At 58.4% G+C, this 14,874-nt stretch carries 13 protein-coding genes and 4 pseudogenes; 14 read left to right on the forward strand and 3 right to left on the reverse strand.

Translation table 11 applies throughout. The annotated features are described in order from the left end of the window. On the forward strand, nt 1-819 hold the full coding sequence (locus AAEZ09_RS24415; protein WP_205892225.1) for a sugar phosphate isomerase/epimerase family protein: 819 nt from the start codon (nt 1-3) through the stop codon (nt 817-819). Between the two features lie 150 nt (nt 820-969). Here the strand turns inward: AAEZ09_RS24415 and AAEZ09_RS24420 are convergent, their stop codons facing one another. After that, the gene (locus AAEZ09_RS24420; RefSeq protein WP_045057872.1) at nt 970-1,746 is read right to left on the reverse strand and encodes a DNA-binding transcriptional regulator; all 777 of its coding nucleotides are present in this window, start codon (nt 1,744-1,746) and stop codon (nt 970-972) included. A gap of 134 nt (nt 1,747-1,880) precedes the next feature. On the opposite strand from AAEZ09_RS24420, the gene AAEZ09_RS24425 reads away from it, so the two are divergent. The 8 genes from AAEZ09_RS24425 to AAEZ09_RS24460 all read left to right on the forward strand — a co-directional run bounded on the left by AAEZ09_RS24425 (nt 1,881) and on the right by AAEZ09_RS24460 (nt 10,832). Then, entirely contained in the window at nt 1,881-3,539 is a 1,659-nt protein-coding gene (locus AAEZ09_RS24425) for a bifunctional 3-(3-hydroxy-phenyl)propionate/3-hydroxycinnamic acid hydroxylase (RefSeq protein WP_152644231.1), read from the forward strand. A 1-nt stretch (nt 3,540) separates the two neighbouring features. Beyond that, complete coding sequence (gene mhpB / locus AAEZ09_RS24430) at nt 3,541-4,494, forward strand: 3-carboxyethylcatechol 2,3-dioxygenase (protein ID WP_205892227.1); 954 nt, start codon at nt 3,541-3,543, stop codon at nt 4,492-4,494. A 17-nt stretch (nt 4,495-4,511) separates the two neighbouring features. Next, nucleotides 4,512-5,375: an alpha/beta fold hydrolase gene (locus tag AAEZ09_RS24435; RefSeq protein WP_045057875.1), complete on the forward strand. Its 864-nt coding sequence runs from the start codon at nt 4,512-4,514 to the stop codon at nt 5,373-5,375. A gap of 14 nt (nt 5,376-5,389) precedes the next feature. After that, nucleotides 5,390-6,196 carry a 2-keto-4-pentenoate hydratase gene (gene mhpD / locus AAEZ09_RS24440; protein WP_350601123.1) on the forward strand — a complete coding sequence of 269 codons (807 nt, stop codon included), beginning with the start codon at nt 5,390-5,392 and terminating at the stop codon, nt 6,194-6,196. Nucleotides 6,197-6,228: 32 nt separating this feature from the next. Next, nucleotides 6,229-7,164 (forward strand): acetaldehyde dehydrogenase (acetylating), encoded by a 936-nt coding sequence (locus AAEZ09_RS24445; protein ID WP_045057876.1) that lies wholly within the window; start codon nt 6,229-6,231, stop codon nt 7,162-7,164. Between the two features lie 10 nt (nt 7,165-7,174). Then, nucleotides 7,175-8,194, forward strand: a complete 1,020-nt coding sequence (dmpG, locus tag AAEZ09_RS24450) for a 4-hydroxy-2-oxovalerate aldolase (RefSeq protein ID WP_045057877.1) — start codon at nt 7,175-7,177, stop codon at nt 8,192-8,194. 85 nt (nt 8,195-8,279) lie between these two features. Then, the gene (gene mhpT / locus AAEZ09_RS24455; protein ID WP_045057878.1) at nt 8,280-9,488 is read left to right on the forward strand and encodes a 3-(3-hydroxy-phenyl)propionate transporter MhpT; all 1,209 of its coding nucleotides are present in this window, start codon (nt 8,280-8,282) and stop codon (nt 9,486-9,488) included. A 72-nt stretch (nt 9,489-9,560) separates the two neighbouring features. Beyond that, entirely contained in the window at nt 9,561-10,832 is a 1,272-nt protein-coding gene (locus AAEZ09_RS24460; protein ID WP_350601124.1) for an OprD family porin, read from the forward strand. 333 nt (nt 10,833-11,165) lie between these two features. Here the strand turns inward: AAEZ09_RS24460 and AAEZ09_RS24465 are convergent, their stop codons facing one another. After that, entirely contained in the window at nt 11,166-11,477 is a 312-nt protein-coding gene (locus tag AAEZ09_RS24465) for a putative quinol monooxygenase (RefSeq protein ID WP_350601126.1), read from the reverse strand. Between the two features lie 28 nt (nt 11,478-11,505). Beyond that, on the reverse strand, nt 11,506-12,504 hold the full coding sequence (locus tag AAEZ09_RS24470; RefSeq protein ID WP_350601127.1) for a zinc-dependent alcohol dehydrogenase family protein: 999 nt from the start codon (nt 12,502-12,504) through the stop codon (nt 11,506-11,508). 102 nt (nt 12,505-12,606) lie between these two features. Between AAEZ09_RS24470 and AAEZ09_RS24475 the strand changes: the two genes are divergently transcribed. The 5 genes and pseudogenes from AAEZ09_RS24475 to AAEZ09_RS24490 form a co-directional block, all read left to right on the forward strand. After that, on the forward strand, nt 12,607-13,494 hold the full coding sequence (locus AAEZ09_RS24475) for a LysR family transcriptional regulator (RefSeq protein WP_082069117.1): 888 nt from the start codon (nt 12,607-12,609) through the stop codon (nt 13,492-13,494). 187 nt (nt 13,495-13,681) lie between these two features. Beyond that, nucleotides 13,682-13,825 (forward strand): annotated as a pseudogene (locus tag AAEZ09_RS24480) (IS5/IS1182 family transposase); the annotation flags it as partial. Next, nucleotides 13,825-14,009, forward strand: a pseudogene (locus tag AAEZ09_RS29580) (IS5/IS1182 family transposase); the annotation flags it as partial. The pseudogenes AAEZ09_RS24480 and AAEZ09_RS29580, both read left to right, overlap by 1 nt. Before the next feature lie 88 nt (nt 14,010-14,097). After that, nucleotides 14,098-14,235 (forward strand): annotated as a pseudogene (locus AAEZ09_RS24485) (FAD-dependent oxidoreductase); the annotation flags it as partial. Then, nucleotides 14,229-14,778, forward strand: a pseudogene (locus AAEZ09_RS24490) (MFS transporter); the annotation flags it as partial. The pseudogenes AAEZ09_RS24485 and AAEZ09_RS24490, both read left to right, overlap by 7 nt. Nucleotides 14,779-14,874 lie beyond the last annotated feature (96 nt).

Consider the following 14,874-nt stretch of genomic DNA (forward strand, 5'->3'; position numbering starts at 1 on the left):
ATGAGTGAACGAATTTTTTCCCTGGCCAGTCTGACTGTGCTGGAGTTGTCACCGCCGGACATGGTCGAAGTTGCGGCGCGGGCCGGTTACAGTCATGTCGGCTTGCGCCTGTTGCCGGCGACCCCAGAGGAACACCATTTTGCGTTGGTCGCCGATGCCGATCTGCGGCGCCAAACCTTGGCACGTCTGCGCAATACCGGCATTCGTGTCCTGGATATTGAAATCCTGCGGCTTAAACCGGACACCGTTGTTGATGATTTCGAGCGGGTGCTGGCAGTGGGAGCCGAATTCGGTGCCAGTGAGTTGCTGGTGGCTGGTAACGATCCTGACGAGGAGCGGCTGACAGAAAACTTTGCCCGGCTATGCGATCTGTCAGCGCCCTACGGACTGCATCCGCACTTGGAATTCATGCCCTGGACCGACGCGCGTGATCTGCAGCAAGCCGTGCGCATCGTTGAAAAGGCCGAACGTGAAAACGCAGCAGTGCTGGTCGACGCGTTTCACTTCGATCGCTCTGGGTCACGGCTGGAAGATCTGGCCAGGGTTGCCCCCTCGCGCTTGCGGTACGCGCAGTTGTGTGACGTAGCGGGTCCCCGGCCTGCAGACATGGCCGAGGTCTTACGGCAGGCGCGTAATGAACGGCGTTTTCCAGGCGATGGCGATTGTGATCTGCCAGGGCTGTTGCGGTGTCTGCCGGCTGACATCCCTTTGAGTCTGGAGATTCCCACCGCGAAACTGCTGGAGCAGGGCGTGAGTGGGCTGGAACGGGCGGAGATGGCATTGAGTAAAACCCTTCAATTGCTAGCGCGACTGACTTAGCTCCCGTGAAGTTTTTCACTATGAACATGGGCCCCCAATTACCATTAGCGCCCCGCTTCCGGTGTCGATCAGCTATTGCCAGAAGGTGTACGCCAGCCTGCTTGGCTGGCTATTGCTCCCCACCACCCGACCCTGACCAAACAGGCAACATCAGCCCAATTGAGCCTGGATCTGTTTCACTACGCCCTGCATCGCCGGCAAGTAGCGACGAGCGGCTTCCTCAATGGGCATCGCTTTAGCGATGTACACCAGATTCAGGCAGCCCATCACCTGCTCCTCGTGCATGACCGGGATAGCAATGGCGGCGATCTTGCGTTCCAGGCCCCAGTGCGAGTTGTTTTCGCCATACCCCTTGGCCAGCGTGTGCTCCACCAGCCGATCGACAAAACGACGATCCGCGGCCAGCACCGATTGTTCATCTTCGCGGCTGATCATCAATTCGATCAACTCTTCCCGCTCGGCGGGTGGGCAGAACGCAAAGTACGCACGCCCGGTCGCGGTCATTAGCAAGGGCAGGCGCCGACCCACCATGGACCGGTGAAACGACAGGCGGCTGAAGCGATGAGTGGTCTCGCGAATGACCATGGCATCGCCGTCCAGCGTGCACAGGTCGGTGGGCCAGATGACTTCCTGCAACAACTCTCCGAGCAAGGGCGCGGCGATGGAGGAAATCCATTGCTCATCGCGAAAACCTTCACTGAGTTCGCGCACTTTCAACGTCAGACGATAACTGTCATCCGACTCGCTACGCCGCACATAACCCTCAGCCTGCAGGGTCTCCAACAGCCTGCGCACGGTGGTGCGATGCAGCCCGCTCTGCTCAGCCAGTTGCGCGGTGCTGGCGCCGCCGTCGAAGCGGTTCAAGTCATTAATCAGTGCCAAACCTCGCATCAGGCCACGTACGGCTTTGTATTCGGTCTCGCTCATGGCTGGATCCTTTATCGTTGTAAATCAATCATGTGCACCCAGTGCACACTAACAAGGGTTGTCGTTGTCGACCAGCCCCGTGATTTCCATACTGGGCCCAATAAGAAATCCAAAAGCGCTGTACGGAGATGACCATGAGTTCTGCACCCACTCCTTCCTCATTGGACCTGACCACCGATGTCGCGATTATCGGCGCCGGCCCGGTTGGCCTGATGATCGCCAACTATCTGGGTCAATGTGGCGTGAACGTCACCGTGGTGGAAAAGCTCGAGAGACTGATCGACTATCCCCGCGCCATCGGTCTGGACGACGAAAGCCTGCGTACTTTTCAAGCAGTCGGATTGGCCGACAACGTGCTGCCGCACACCACGCCGTGGCACGCCATGCGGTTCCTGACGCCCAAGGGTCGCTGCTTTGCCGATATTCAGCCGAAAACCGACGAGTTCGGCTGGTCACGCCGCAACGCGTTCATTCAACCCTTGGCCGACCGTGTGTTGTTCGAAGGTCTGGCGCGCTTTGCCAACGTCAAGGTGTTATTCAGTCGCGAACTCGAAGGCTTCGAGCAAAGCGACAGTGGAGTGGCGCTCACCCTCAAAAATTCAGAGGGTCGTGGCGAACGCTTGCAGGCCAAGTACCTGATTGGCTGCGACGGCGGCAACAGCCTGGTGCGGCGCAGCCTGGACATCAGTTTCGAAGGCAAGACCGCACCCAATCAGTGGATCGTGGTCGACATTGCCAACGACCCGCTGGCCACGCCCCATGTTTATCTATGCTGTGACCCCGTGCGTCCTTACGTGTCCGCCGCCCTCCCCCATGGCGTGCGTCGATTCGAGTTCATGGTGATGCCCGGCGAAACAGAGGCAGAGCTGAGCAAACCCGAGAACATGCGCAAGCTACTGGCCAAGGTGTTGCCGAACCCGGACCACATCGAGTTGATCCGCAGCCGCGTCTATACCCATAACGCTCGTCTGGCCGGTCGGTTCCGTCAGGGCCGGGTGCTGCTGGCAGGCGATGCCGCGCATATCATGCCGGTGTGGCAAGGCCAGGGGTACAACAGCGGCATGCGCGATGCCTCGAACCTGGCGTGGAAGCTGTCGCTGGTGATCAAGGGGCTGGCGGCCGACAGCCTGCTCGACAGCTACGAACAGGAGCGCCGCGACCACGCCAAGGCAATGATCAATCTTTCCGTGCTCGCCGGCCACGTGTTGGCCCCCCCGAAACGCTGGCAAGGCACCCTGCGCGATGGCGTGTCGTGGCTGCTCAACTACCTGCCGCCAGTCAAACGCTACTTCGTGGAAATGCGCTTCAAACCCATGCCGCAATACACCCGGGGCGCCTTGATCGTGCCGAGTGAAAGGGGCTCGCCGGTAGGCAAGATGTTCATTCAGCCGAAGGTGTTGACTGACGCCGGCACCACTGTGTTGCTGGATGAAGTGATCGGCGAAAACTTTGCAATTATCGCCTGGGGCTGCGATCCGACCTGGGGCCTGACGCCGGCGCAAATTAAGCAATGGAAAGCCCTGGGCACCCGCTTTATTCAAGTGTTGCCGGATGTGCAGCTCAGAGCACCGAGTGATGCCGGCCCCGACGTGATCCGCGTCGGAGACAGCACCGGTCGTCTCAAGGAATGGTTCGCTCGCGGCACTTCGTCCATCGCCCTGGTGCGTCCAGACCGCTTCCTCGCCGGCCTGGCCATCCCCCAAACCGTTGACCAAGCCTGCGATGAATTGGCCCGGGCGCTCAAAGTCCTGCCGCAACCGGTTGCGAAAGCTGTTGTCAGCAAGGTGGCTTGAGATGAATGCCTATCTGCATTGCTTGTCTCACACACCACTGGTGGGCTACGTAGACCCAGAGCCACACGTGCTGGCGGAGGTCGATGGCATGATCAGCGATGCCCGTGAACGCATCGCCCGCTTCGACCCGGAGTTGGTCGTGTTGTTTGGCCCCGACCACTACAACGGCTTTTTCTACGACATGATGCCGGCCTTCTGCATCGGCATGGCGGCCGACGCCATCGGCGACTTCGACACCGCCGCCGGTCCCCTGGACGTGCCCAAAGCGCTGGCTGAATCCTGCGCCCAGGCGGTGTTGGATGCCGGTATCGACGCCGCTGTGTCTTATCGCATGCAGGTCGACCATGCGTTCGCCCAACCGCTGGAACTATTGCTGGGTGGCTTACAAGGTTGCCCGGTGATCCCGGTGTTCATCAATTCGGTCGCCGTGCCCCTGCCCGGCTTCAAGCGTGCCCGTCTGCTTGGTGAATCGATTGGCCAGTGGGCGCAGTCGCTGAACAAACGCGTGCTGTTCCTGGCGTCCGGAGGGTTGTCCCATCAACCTCCGGTGCCGGAACTGGCCAAAGTCGATGCGCGCATGGCCGATCGGTTGATGGGCAGCGGTCGCCAATTGCCAGCTGATGAGCGACAGGCGCGCCAGGAACGAGTCATCCAGGCTGCCCGGGACTTCGTTGAAGACCAACGCAGTCTGCACCCGCTAAATCCGGTTTGGGACCAGCAGTTCCTCGACACCCTTGAACAGGGCCGCCTGAGCGACCTCGATGCGCTGGGCAATGACGAGCTGTCGGTATTGGCCGGCAAGTCCACACATGAAGTGAAAACCTGGGTCGCCGCCTTCGCCGCCCTTAATGCCTTCGGCCCGTATCAAACCGAAGGTCGCTATTACCGTCCTATTCCCGAGTGGATTGCAGGCTTCGCCGCCCTCGGCGCACAGCCGCTGAACAACCACCATTGAATTCAAGGAACACTGCCATGACAGCCACTGCATTTACCGAAGCTTCCACCAGCCGCTTTGCCCGTATCAAGGAAGGCGATCTGGACCTGCAACTGCACTACAACGACGTTGGCGAAGGTGCCGAAACCGTGGTCATGCTGCACGGCTCCGGCCCGGGCGCCAGCGGCTGGGCCAACTTCCATCGCAATATCGAGCCGCTGCTGAATGCCGGTTACCGCGTGATCCTGATGGATTGCCCAGGCTGGAGCAAAAGCGACACGATCGTCAGCGAAGGCTCGCGCTCGAACCTCAATGCGCAAGCGCTCAAGGGCCTGCTCGATGTGCTGGAACTGGACCGCGTACACCTCATCGGCAACTCGATGGGTGCCCACAGCACAGTCGCCTTCGCCCTGGAATATCCTGAGCGGATCGGCAAACTGATCCTGATGGGTGGCGGTACCGGCGGCCCAAGCGCGTTTGTTCCCCAGCCCACTGAAGGCATCAAGCTGATCGGCGCGCTGTACCGCGAGCCGACCATCGAGAACCTGAAGAAGATGATGAACGTCTTCGTTTTCGATGCCAGTGGCCTGACCGACGAAATGTTCCAGACCCGCCTGGACAATATTCTGGCGCGCCGCGATCACCTGGAAAACTTCGTCAAGAGCAGCACTCTCAACCCCAAGCAATTTCCGGATTTCAGCCACCGCCTGCACGAAATCACCGCCGACACCCTGATCGTCTGGGGCCGTGAGGACCGCTTCGTGCCGATGGACACCGGCTTGCGCTTGCTGGCCGGCTTGCCCAAAGCGCAACTGCACGTGTTCAACCGTTGCGGCCACTGGGCGCAGTGGGAACACGCCGAGAAGTTCAACCGCATGGTCCTGGACTTCCTGACCCATTGAACACCGAGGCCGACATGAACCTGACTCAAGACACACTGCGACAGCTCGCCGCTGACCTGCGCCAGGCCGAAGCCCACGGCGAAGCCATCGGGCCACTGCGCGAGCAGATCGGCGAAAACAACGCCGAAGCCGCTTACAGCATTCAGCGCCTCAACGTCGACCACGGCGTGGCCAACGGCCGTCGCGTGGTCGGCCGCAAGATCGGCCTGACCAATCCAAAGGTGCAGGCGCAGTTGGGCGTCGACCAGCCAGACTTCGGCACCCTGTTCGCCGACATGTGTTACGGCGATAACGAAAGCGTGCCGGTGAGCCGCGTACTGCAACCGAAGATCGAGGCCGAAATCGCCTTGGTCCTCGAACGCGATCTACCCCGCGCGGACACTACATTTGCCGACGTAGTGGCGGCCACTGGCTGGGTGGTCCCGGCACTGGAAATCGTAGGCAGCCGCGTGCAGAACTGGAACATCCGCTTCGTCGATACCGTGGCGGACAACGCCTCCAGCGGCTGCTTCGTATTGGGGGGGCCGGCTCGACGCATCGACGGACTTGACCTGCGCCAAGCCAGCATGCGCATGACCCGCAATGGTGAAGAAGTCTCCAGCGGCAGCGGCGCCGAGTGCCTCGGGCATCCGCTCAACGCGGCCGTCTGGCTGGCCCGGACCATGGCTCGCCTCGGCGATCCGCTGCGGGCGGGCGACATCATTCTGACCGGCGCAATCGGGCCAATGGTGGCGGTGGCCGGTGGTGATCGTTTCGAAGCTGAAATTGAAGGCATCGGCAGAGTCGGTGTGGACTTCACGGTAGACAGTAGCGCCGAGTGATCGGCGACTTGCGTGCACATGAGGCAATAACAATGAATAAACTCAAAGTCGCCATCATCGGTTCCGGCAACATCGGCACCGACTTGATGATCAAGATCCTGCGTAACGCCAAGCATCTGGAAATGGCGGTGATGGTAGGCATCGACCCGGCCTCGGACGGCTTGGCCCGCGCCTCGCGCCTGGGCGTGGCGGTGACCCATGAAGGCGTTGAAGGCCTGACCCGTATGGACACCTTCAAGGACATCGACTTCGTGTTCGATGCCACCTCGGCCGGTGCCCACGTCAAGAATGACGCCTTCCTGCGCTCGATCAAACCTGGTATCCGCCTGATCGACCTGACCCCGGCAGCCATCGGCCCGTACTGCGTGCCTGTAGTGAATCTGGAGCAGAATCTGGATCAGCTCAACGTCAACATGGTCACCTGCGGTGGCCAGGCGACGATCCCGATGGTCGCGGCCGTATCGCGCGTGGCCAAGGTGCATTACGCCGAAATCGTCGCCTCGATCGCCAGCAAGTCCGCCGGCCCCGGCACCCGCGCCAACATCGACGAGTTCACCGAGACCACGTCTAAAGCCATCGAAGTGATCGGCGGCGCCGCCAAGGGCAAGGCGATCATCGTGATGAACCCAGCCGAGCCGCCGCTGATGATGCGCGACACGGTGTTTGTGCTGTCTGAAGCGGCCGACCAGGCGCTGGTCGAGGCATCCATAGTGGAGATGGCCGCGGCGGTGCAAGCCTATGTGCCGGGCTATCGCCTCAAGCAGAAAGTGCAGTTCGACATCATTCCCGAAGACGCGCCGCTGCACATACCGGGCCTCGGCACCTTCTCCGGACTCAAGACCTCAGTGTTCCTCGAAGTTGAAGGCGCAGCCCATTACCTGCCGGCTTACGCCGGTAATCTCGACATCATGACCTCCGCTGCCTTGGCTACCGCCGAGCGCATGGCGCAGTCGATGCTCAACGCCTGAGGAGACCGACATGACCTTTAATCCCGACAAAAAAATCTACATCTCCGACGTGACCCTGCGCGATGGCAGCCACGCGGTTCGCCATCAGTACTCGCTGCAGAACGTGCAGGACATCGCCCGCGCTCTGGACAAGGCCAAGGTCGATTCGATCGAAGTTGCCCACGGTGATGGCCTGCAAGGTTCCAGCTTCAACTACGGCTTTGCCGCGCACACTGATCTGGAATGGATCGAAGCCGCCGCCGACGTGATCAGCCACGCCAAAATCACCACCTTGCTGCTGCCCGGCATCGGTACGGTTCATGACCTGAAAGCCGCGTACAACGCCGGTGCCCGGGTGGTACGCATCGCCACCCATTGCACCGAAGCGGATGTCTCGAAACAACACATCGAGTACGCCCGCGAGCTGGGCATGGACACCGTCGGCTTCCTGATGATGAGCCACATGATCCCGGCCGAACAGCTGGCGGACCAGGCCAAGTTGATGGAAAGCTACGGCGCGACCTGCGTGTACATGGCCGACTCCGGTGGCGCGATGAACATGCAGGACATTCGTGACCGTTTCCGCGCGTTCAAAGCCGTACTCAAGCCGGAAACCGAAACCGGCATGCACGCGCACCACAACCTGAGCCTGGGCGTGGCCAACTCGATCACCGCGGTCGAGGAAGGCTGCGACCGCATCGACGCCAGCCTTGCCGGCATGGGCGCCGGCGCCGGTAACGCACCGCTGGAAGTGTTCATCGCCGCCGCCGAACGCCTGGGCTGGAATCACGGCACCGACCTGTACACGCTGATGGATGCGGCGGACGACATCGTGCGCCCGCTACAGGATCGGCCAGTGCGGGTCGATCGCGAGACCCTGGCCCTCGGTTACGCCGGTGTCTATTCGAGCTTCCTGCGCCACGCCGAAATCGCTGCCGCGAAGTACGGCCTCAAGACCCTCGACATCCTCGTCGAATTGGGCAAGCGGCGGATGGTCGGTGGTCAGGAAGACATGATCGTCGACGTGGCGCTGGATCTGCTCAAACGCTGAACCGCGCATCACCCCCGGCTGGTCGCCCACGCAGCGGCCGGACGGGTTTGCTTTGCCCACTACAAAAATAAAACGGGTATTCCACATGACATCGCTAAACGTGATAACACCGTTACACATGGCGCGGACCATCGGTCTGTGTTTCCTCGTCGCCCTGATGGAAGGCCTGGACCTGCAAGCCTCGGGGATCGCCGCCCAAGGCATGGCGGCGGCTTTCCAACTGGATAAACTACACATGGGCTGGGTCTTCAGCGCCGGCATTTTCGGCTTGCTGCCCGGTGCCTTCCTGGGCGGCTTGCTGGCTGATCGTATCGGCCGTAAACGTGTATTGATGGCGTCGGTAGCCCTGTTCGGATTGTTCTCGCTGGTCACGGCAATGGCCTGGGACTTCAACAGCCTGCTGGTTGCCCGCTGCCTCACGGGCGTGGGCCTGGGCGCCGCGTTGCCCAACCTGATCGCCCTGAGCAGTGAAGTGGCAAGCCCGCGCCTGCGTGGCACCGCCGTGAGCCTGATGTATTGCGGCGTGCCGTTGGGTGCTGCACTCGCAGCTACCATTGGCATCGCCGATCTGGCCGGTGGCTGGCAAGTGGTGTTCTATGTCGGCGGAGTGGTGCCGCTGTTGATTGTGCCGCTGTTGGCACTTTATCTGCCCGAGTCGCCACAGTTTCTCCAGCGCGGCCAGAACGTCGCTCCAGCCGGCGTGGTCCGGGGCCTGTTTCGCGAGGGTGCGGCCCTGCCGACCGCGATGATCTGGGTCAGCTACTTCTTCACGCTAATGGTGGTCTACATCCTGATTAATTGGCTGCCCAGCCTGTTGATCGGCCAAGGCTTCAGCGGTACCCAGGCCAGCTGGGTGATGTTGGCGCTGCAATTTGGCGCAGCGACCGGCACCTTGCTGCTGGGCTGGGTCATGGACCGCTTGCCGGCCTGGGCGCTGTCGGCGCTGATCTATCTCGGCATTCTCGCTTCGTTGACCGCCCTGGGTCTGGCCAGTCAGCTGCAGAGCATGCTGGTGGCCGGGTTCGTTGCCGGCTTTTTCGCGACGGGCGGGCAATGCGTGCTGTATGCCCTGGCACCGCACTTCTATCGTCCGTCCGTGCGTGCGACAGGCGTCGGCTGCGCGGTCGCCATCGGCCGATTGGGCGCCATGAGCGGCCCGTTGGTGGCCGGCAAGATGCTCGCCTTGGGCACCGGCACCGCCGGGGTGATGCTGGCCTCGGCACCGGGGATTGTCATAGCGGCGCTGGCAATGTTTTACCTGTCAGTGCAGCGCAACGGCTCGCAAGCCGACTGACTTTCTACCCGTTACACCCCGCGTCGCGATGGGCGCGGGCTTACTCCAACAACAATAAAAGTGAACACTGCCATGCTCAGGAATTCTCTTGGGGCGCTCAGCGCCTGCGCCTGCGTTTTATCCCTTGGTCAGGCTTGCGCCAGCGGTTTTGTCGACGACAGCCACGCCGATCTGGTGATGCGCAACTATTACTTTGACCGCAACTACGTGAATGCCACGCCTCAGGCCGCCGCCCGCGAATGGGCGCAGGGCTTCATTCTCAATGTGCGTTCCGGTTTTACCGAAGGGCCAGTGGGGTTCGGCCTTGATGCTCAAGGTTTGCTGGGTGTGCGCCTGGATTCCTCACGCGCTCGCGCCGGTACCGGCCTGCTACCGTATAGCGCCACCACCCGTGAGCCGGCCGATGAATATTCGGAGCTGGGCCTGACGGCCAAAGTCAGGGCGTCGAAAAGCGAGCTGCAATTGGGCACCATCAGCACGTTCCTGCCGATCGCTTTCGCCAGCCCTACTCGCCTGCTGCCACAGACGTTTCGCGGCGCGTACCTCAAGTCCCAGGAAATCGACAAGCTGACCCTGCACGGCGGCTGGCTCGACCGCATCAACCTACGCGACTCCACCGACTACCAGAAAATGTCGGTGGCCTCGCCCAACGGGCGCTTCAACGGTGCGGCTGAGTCCGACCGCTTTTCCTTCATCGGAGGCGACTACGCCTGGTCACCGCAACTGACGCTGAAGTACTACCACGCAGAACTCGCGGACCTGTACCGCAAGGACTTCTATGGCGTTGTCGACAATCGGCCGATGGGCCCCGGCAGCCTGAAAAGCGACTTGCGCCTGTTTATCACGGGTGAAGACGGCGCGGCCAAAGCAGGCACAGTGGACAACCGCAACGCCGCCCTGATGCTGACGTACAGCCTGGGAGCCCACAAATTCGGCGCCGGCTACATGCAACTGAGCGGCAAGACAGGCATGCCGTACCTGTTCGGCACCGAGCCGTTGGTGATCACCGAGGGCTCCCTGAGCTCCGACTTTCTGAATCCCAAGGAGCGCAGCTGGCAGCTGCGGTATGACTACAACTTTGTCGCCCTGGGTCTGCCCGGCCTCAATGGCGTGCTGCGCTACGTCAGCGGCGATAATATCGAGTTGCCCAAGTTGGGCGGCAGCAACCTGAAAGAAAGCGAAAAGGACATCGAACTGAACTATGTGCTTCAGGGCACACCTCTCAAAGGCCTGGCCCTGCGGGTGCGCAACGCCTGGTACCGCAACGACTTCAGCCCCCAGGCCAGCCATCGGGATGACAATGAGCTGCGGGTGAATGTCGATTACACATGGAAATTATGGTGAGTTCCGGCCGGTTCCCCGGTGAGGCGCCAATACTTGCATCACGAAGATGTGCGTACCTCGTCATTGGATCAAGCCGGCTCCATAGGCCAAATTCCTGGTTTGCAGGTAGCGCCCAGCGCTTGCTACGGGCCGATTTCGGCCCGTTGTGACCGATTTTCATGTTCCTAGAGCCCTGCTTTAGATCCAAAGCGGTTATTGAAACCGAGTCAGTTTATAGTGCTAACTGGCAACAGGATTACTGCAGGTCGTCAACGCTGATTAAGCCAAGCGGCAGCCGATAGAGCAGAGGACCGCCAATGTCGGACCAACAACAGGTGTTTCTAGCGAATAATTTCAGCTTGTAAAGCTTATTTTATTTACATCTGAAGTTACAGTTGATAGCGCCTCCACACGGCTAATAAAATTAAAAAAGTGAGGCGTGTACATATGTGCATCCAAATCGTCTTGACTTCTCCACACCTCGTGAATCACGAAAGATCTCTCTTCACATGTATCACGATACAAACTATATTCCATGCAGCCGGCTTCCAATTTTGTCGCACAAACAAGTTCATGTAATGCACTTAGTAAACCGGGGGCTTCTTTTTCGCTAACAGCCAACTTGGCAATAACATAAACAGGGGGAGCAATATCGCTACTTTTCATAATATCCTGACGTCCGCTCTTAAAATAATTAATCAGTTCGCTCGATGATGACTTTTCCTATCGCATTGCCTGATTCCATGCGAGCGTGAGCAGCTCGCACGCCATCTACGGTAAAGTCAAATCTGCTATCTATCAATGTCTTGATCTGGCCGCGATCCACTAGTGATGCTAAACGCTCTAGAATGTTACCGTGATGGGCACGCCCGACATTGTGAATAATTGATACAGCCATAAATACAACGTCTAATCTCAATGCTTTGAAGTGCATATCCGTAAGATCGTAGGTGTCGTAACCAATAGTCGAAATCACATGGCCTTTCAGCTTTGCAACGCGCAAGGAATGTTGAAGAACTTGCCCGCCTAATGTGTCAAATACAACATCAAACCCATCACCCTTGGTGATGCGTTGACGATAATCATCAGGAGACTCATCCTTGTAGAAAATAATTTCGTCTGCTCCCAGCCTGCGGGCAATTTCCGCTTTCTCCTGGTTGGAAACAGTTGTCGAAACACGAGCACCTAAAACCTTTGCCAACTGTATGCCGATGTGCGCTACACCACCAGTTCCACCATGAACCAGTACGTTATCGTCGGGCTGGATCGCGGCTTTGTCTACAAGTGCCTCCCACGCCGTAATCGCAACCAATGGCAGACTTGCGGCCTCACCAAAAGAAAGAACTTTCGGTTTGAGAGCGAGCATTTGGGCATCAGCCTCCATCTGCTCTGCGAGTGCGCCGGGGATACCCACAATACCTCCGAAACAGCCGTACACCTCGTCGCCGACTTTAAAGCGAGTTACGCCAACCCCGACCGAACTGACGACTCCGGCCACGTCGATATGAAGGATGGCTGGGAATTTCAGCCCGGCAGTGCCTTCGCTGCCCTTGCGAATCTTGGTATCGACCGGATTCACACTTGTGGCACGAACATCGATAAGCACGTGCCCTGGTCGAACCCCCGGAGTCTCAACATCTATTTCTGTGAAGACCTCTGTGCCGCCATGAGCGTAGATCGCAATAGCTTTCATTGAATGTTTCCAGTGCAAGGAGAAAGGCCAAACTAGCACCGTTTGCCGGTTGTGAATATGCTATAGTTCTTGATTGTTTCGGTCCTGTTGGTTGCGAATCTTATGATTGATTCCGTTGATGAACTACGCTTATTCATTGCCGTTTATGAGTCTGGATCCTTACGCGGCGCCTCTGAACATTTACGATTGACTCCAGCGGGCGCCAGCAAACGTCTCCTTACACTGGAAAATCGTCTGGGTCGGCGCTTGTTTAACAGGACCACTCGCAAGCTAAGTCCGACGACGGACGGTGAAATCTTGTATCGTTATGCCCAGAAGATATTGATATCGGTGAATGATGCAGAAAAGTTATTTCTTAATCGCACTGAGCTGGAGGGGCATCTAAGAATTACTGCGTCGGCAACATTTGTACAAAGCTATTTATCGCCGGTTGTGAGTGAATTTCTTCGGGCCTACCCCAAGGTCATAATGGACATTATCCCGACGGATCAAGTGATGGATCTGGCAAAAAGTGGAATTAACCTTGCGATACGACATGGATTTCTTGCTGACTCAAATTTGATTGCGCGCAAAATTTCCTCTTCTCGGCGTTTGATATGCGCCTCTCCCGAATACTGGGGAAATCATGGCTTTCCGGAAAAACCAAATGACCTCATTTCATTGGATGGAGTTATTGTTGGGAAGGACTCGAGCTGGACGGTTACGAAGGGAGATACACATCATCTCGTTAAACTAAAGAATCGTTTTTCTTCTAGTCTTGGAGAAGTCGTGCGTCAAATGGCAATCGCCGGCCATGGCGTTGCACTACTTATGGATTGGCATGTGCGCGAAGATTTAGAGAGAGGAACTCTTGTAGAGGCTCTTCCAGATTGGATAGTTGAGCCTCCTGTCGGTATCTACGCTGTCTATCCGTCAAGGGAAAATGTATCTCCAGTAGTAGAAGTCTTTATAGATCATCTTCAGAAATGGATCAAAGGGCACCCACTGTAAAATTTTTCTTCTTCGACCTGCGCGCTAACTTCTCTGCGTCGAGTAAGAAGAACTATAAGGGATGTGTCTATGTGTATTGCTCTAGCCAAAAGCAGACGTCCATGAATGACCGCTTCCGACCCAGGCTGTGTGAAAACTCCCGCAGTTGTCTAATCTTCTGATCGTCTAGATCATAGCGGGGGCGATCATGAAACGATTTATTGAAGGTGAGACTCGGACGCTAGTCACCTTGCTGCCGGAGTGTCTGGACGATTACGTATCCGAAGAAAATCCAGTGCGCGTGGTCGATGTTTTCGTCGATGAACTCGACCTGGGCGTACTTGGTTTTGAGAGCTCTTCCTCACAGGCCCAGATGCACGCTCAATGGCCAAGAGCGGCCGAGGCACCGAAACGGTTGGTTACAACGTACAAACGCTGTCGACGACAAACACCATCTGATCATTGCCCATGAGGTGAGCAACGTTGGTAATGATCGTGGGCAACTGAGCAATATGGCGAACCCACGTCAAAAGCAGCCTTTCGGCCACTGCTTCCCCACCCTATCGTTCTCTCCACTCGCAAGGAGCACTTCGTTCCCGCTTCCTTGCAAATCGAGGAGCGATAATGATCGATGTCTTAATCATAGGGGGTGGCAACGCTGCCTTGTGCGCCGCTCTGATGGCGCGAGAAGCGGGCGCCAGTGTGATGCTGCTGGAAGCCTCTCCGAAAATCTGGCGCGGTGGCAACTCCCAACACACCCGACCACCACGTTCTACCTGATTACGGTCTACACCCCGACGTTTGGCAGGACAGTACTGAACCTGAGCACCACCGACAGCCTGGTGGACACACTGCTGGTCGGCATCAGCAACTATCTGGCTGCCTATCGGCGGCGCCCTCTCCGACCGCATTGGCCGCCGACCACTGCTGCTGGCGATTTCGTTTCTGTGCATCTTCACCGCCTATCCCGCCATGCACTGGCTGGCAGAGGCGGCGAGTTTCGAACGACTGCTCGCTGTCCTGCTGTACTTCTCATTCTTCTTTGGCATTTACAACGGCGCCATGGTCGCGGCACTGACCGAAGTCATGCCACAGAACGTGCGGGTAGTCGGATTCTCACTGGCCTTCAGTTTGGCCACTGCGGTGTTTGGCGGTTTTACTCCGGCAATTTCGACACTGCTCGTCCAGGCCACCGGCGACAAGGCATCACCTGCCTACTGGCTGATGTTCGCGGCGGTGTGCGGGTTCACGGCGACGACGATTCTGTATCGTCGGCAAAAAGCTTTGGCAGTCAGCACCGTTTAGTTCCTTTATCGCCGATCGCTCACCACGGGTCGATCAGCGGCGGGAACCGAATCAGATTGGCGTAAGGTCGATTACAGTCTTTCGTCGGATGACATC

It is taken from the genome of Pseudomonas sp. 65/3-MNA-CIBAN-0223 (genome assembly GCF_040310425.1).
Lineage (GTDB): Bacteria > Pseudomonadota > Gammaproteobacteria > Pseudomonadales > Pseudomonadaceae > Aquipseudomonas > Aquipseudomonas gregormendelii.

Bases quoted from the DNA above. Each gene is read 5' to 3' on its own strand.
- AAEZ09_RS24435 (WP_045057875.1), top strand. From the start codon at position 4,512: ATGACAGCCACTGCATTTACCGAAGCTTCCACCAGCCGCTTTGCCCGT.
- AAEZ09_RS24425 (WP_152644231.1), top strand. From the start codon at position 1,881: ATGAGTTCTGCACCCACTCCTTCCTCATTGGACCTGACCACCGATGTC.
- mhpD (WP_350601123.1), top strand. From the start codon at position 5,390: ATGAACCTGACTCAAGACACACTGCGACAGCTCGCCGCTGACCTGCGC.
- AAEZ09_RS24415 (WP_205892225.1), top strand. From the start codon at position 1: ATGAGTGAACGAATTTTTTCCCTGGCCAGTCTGACTGTGCTGGAGTTG.
- AAEZ09_RS24420 (WP_045057872.1), bottom strand. From the start codon at position 1,746: ATGAGCGAGACCGAATACAAAGCCGTACGTGGCCTGATGCGAGGTTTG.
- AAEZ09_RS24475 (WP_082069117.1), top strand. From the start codon at position 12,607: ATGATTGATTCCGTTGATGAACTACGCTTATTCATTGCCGTTTATGAG.
- AAEZ09_RS24470 (WP_350601127.1), bottom strand. From the start codon at position 12,504: ATGAAAGCTATTGCGATCTACGCTCATGGCGGCACAGAGGTCTTCACA.
- AAEZ09_RS24460 (WP_350601124.1), top strand. From the start codon at position 9,561: ATGCTCAGGAATTCTCTTGGGGCGCTCAGCGCCTGCGCCTGCGTTTTA.
- dmpG (WP_045057877.1), top strand. From the start codon at position 7,175: ATGACCTTTAATCCCGACAAAAAAATCTACATCTCCGACGTGACCCTG.
- mhpB (WP_205892227.1), top strand. From the start codon at position 3,541: ATGAATGCCTATCTGCATTGCTTGTCTCACACACCACTGGTGGGCTAC.
- mhpT (WP_045057878.1), top strand. From the start codon at position 8,280: ATGACATCGCTAAACGTGATAACACCGTTACACATGGCGCGGACCATC.
- AAEZ09_RS24445 (WP_045057876.1), top strand. From the start codon at position 6,229: ATGAATAAACTCAAAGTCGCCATCATCGGTTCCGGCAACATCGGCACC.
- AAEZ09_RS24465 (WP_350601126.1), bottom strand. From the start codon at position 11,477: ATGAAAAGTAGCGATATTGCTCCCCCTGTTTATGTTATTGCCAAGTTG.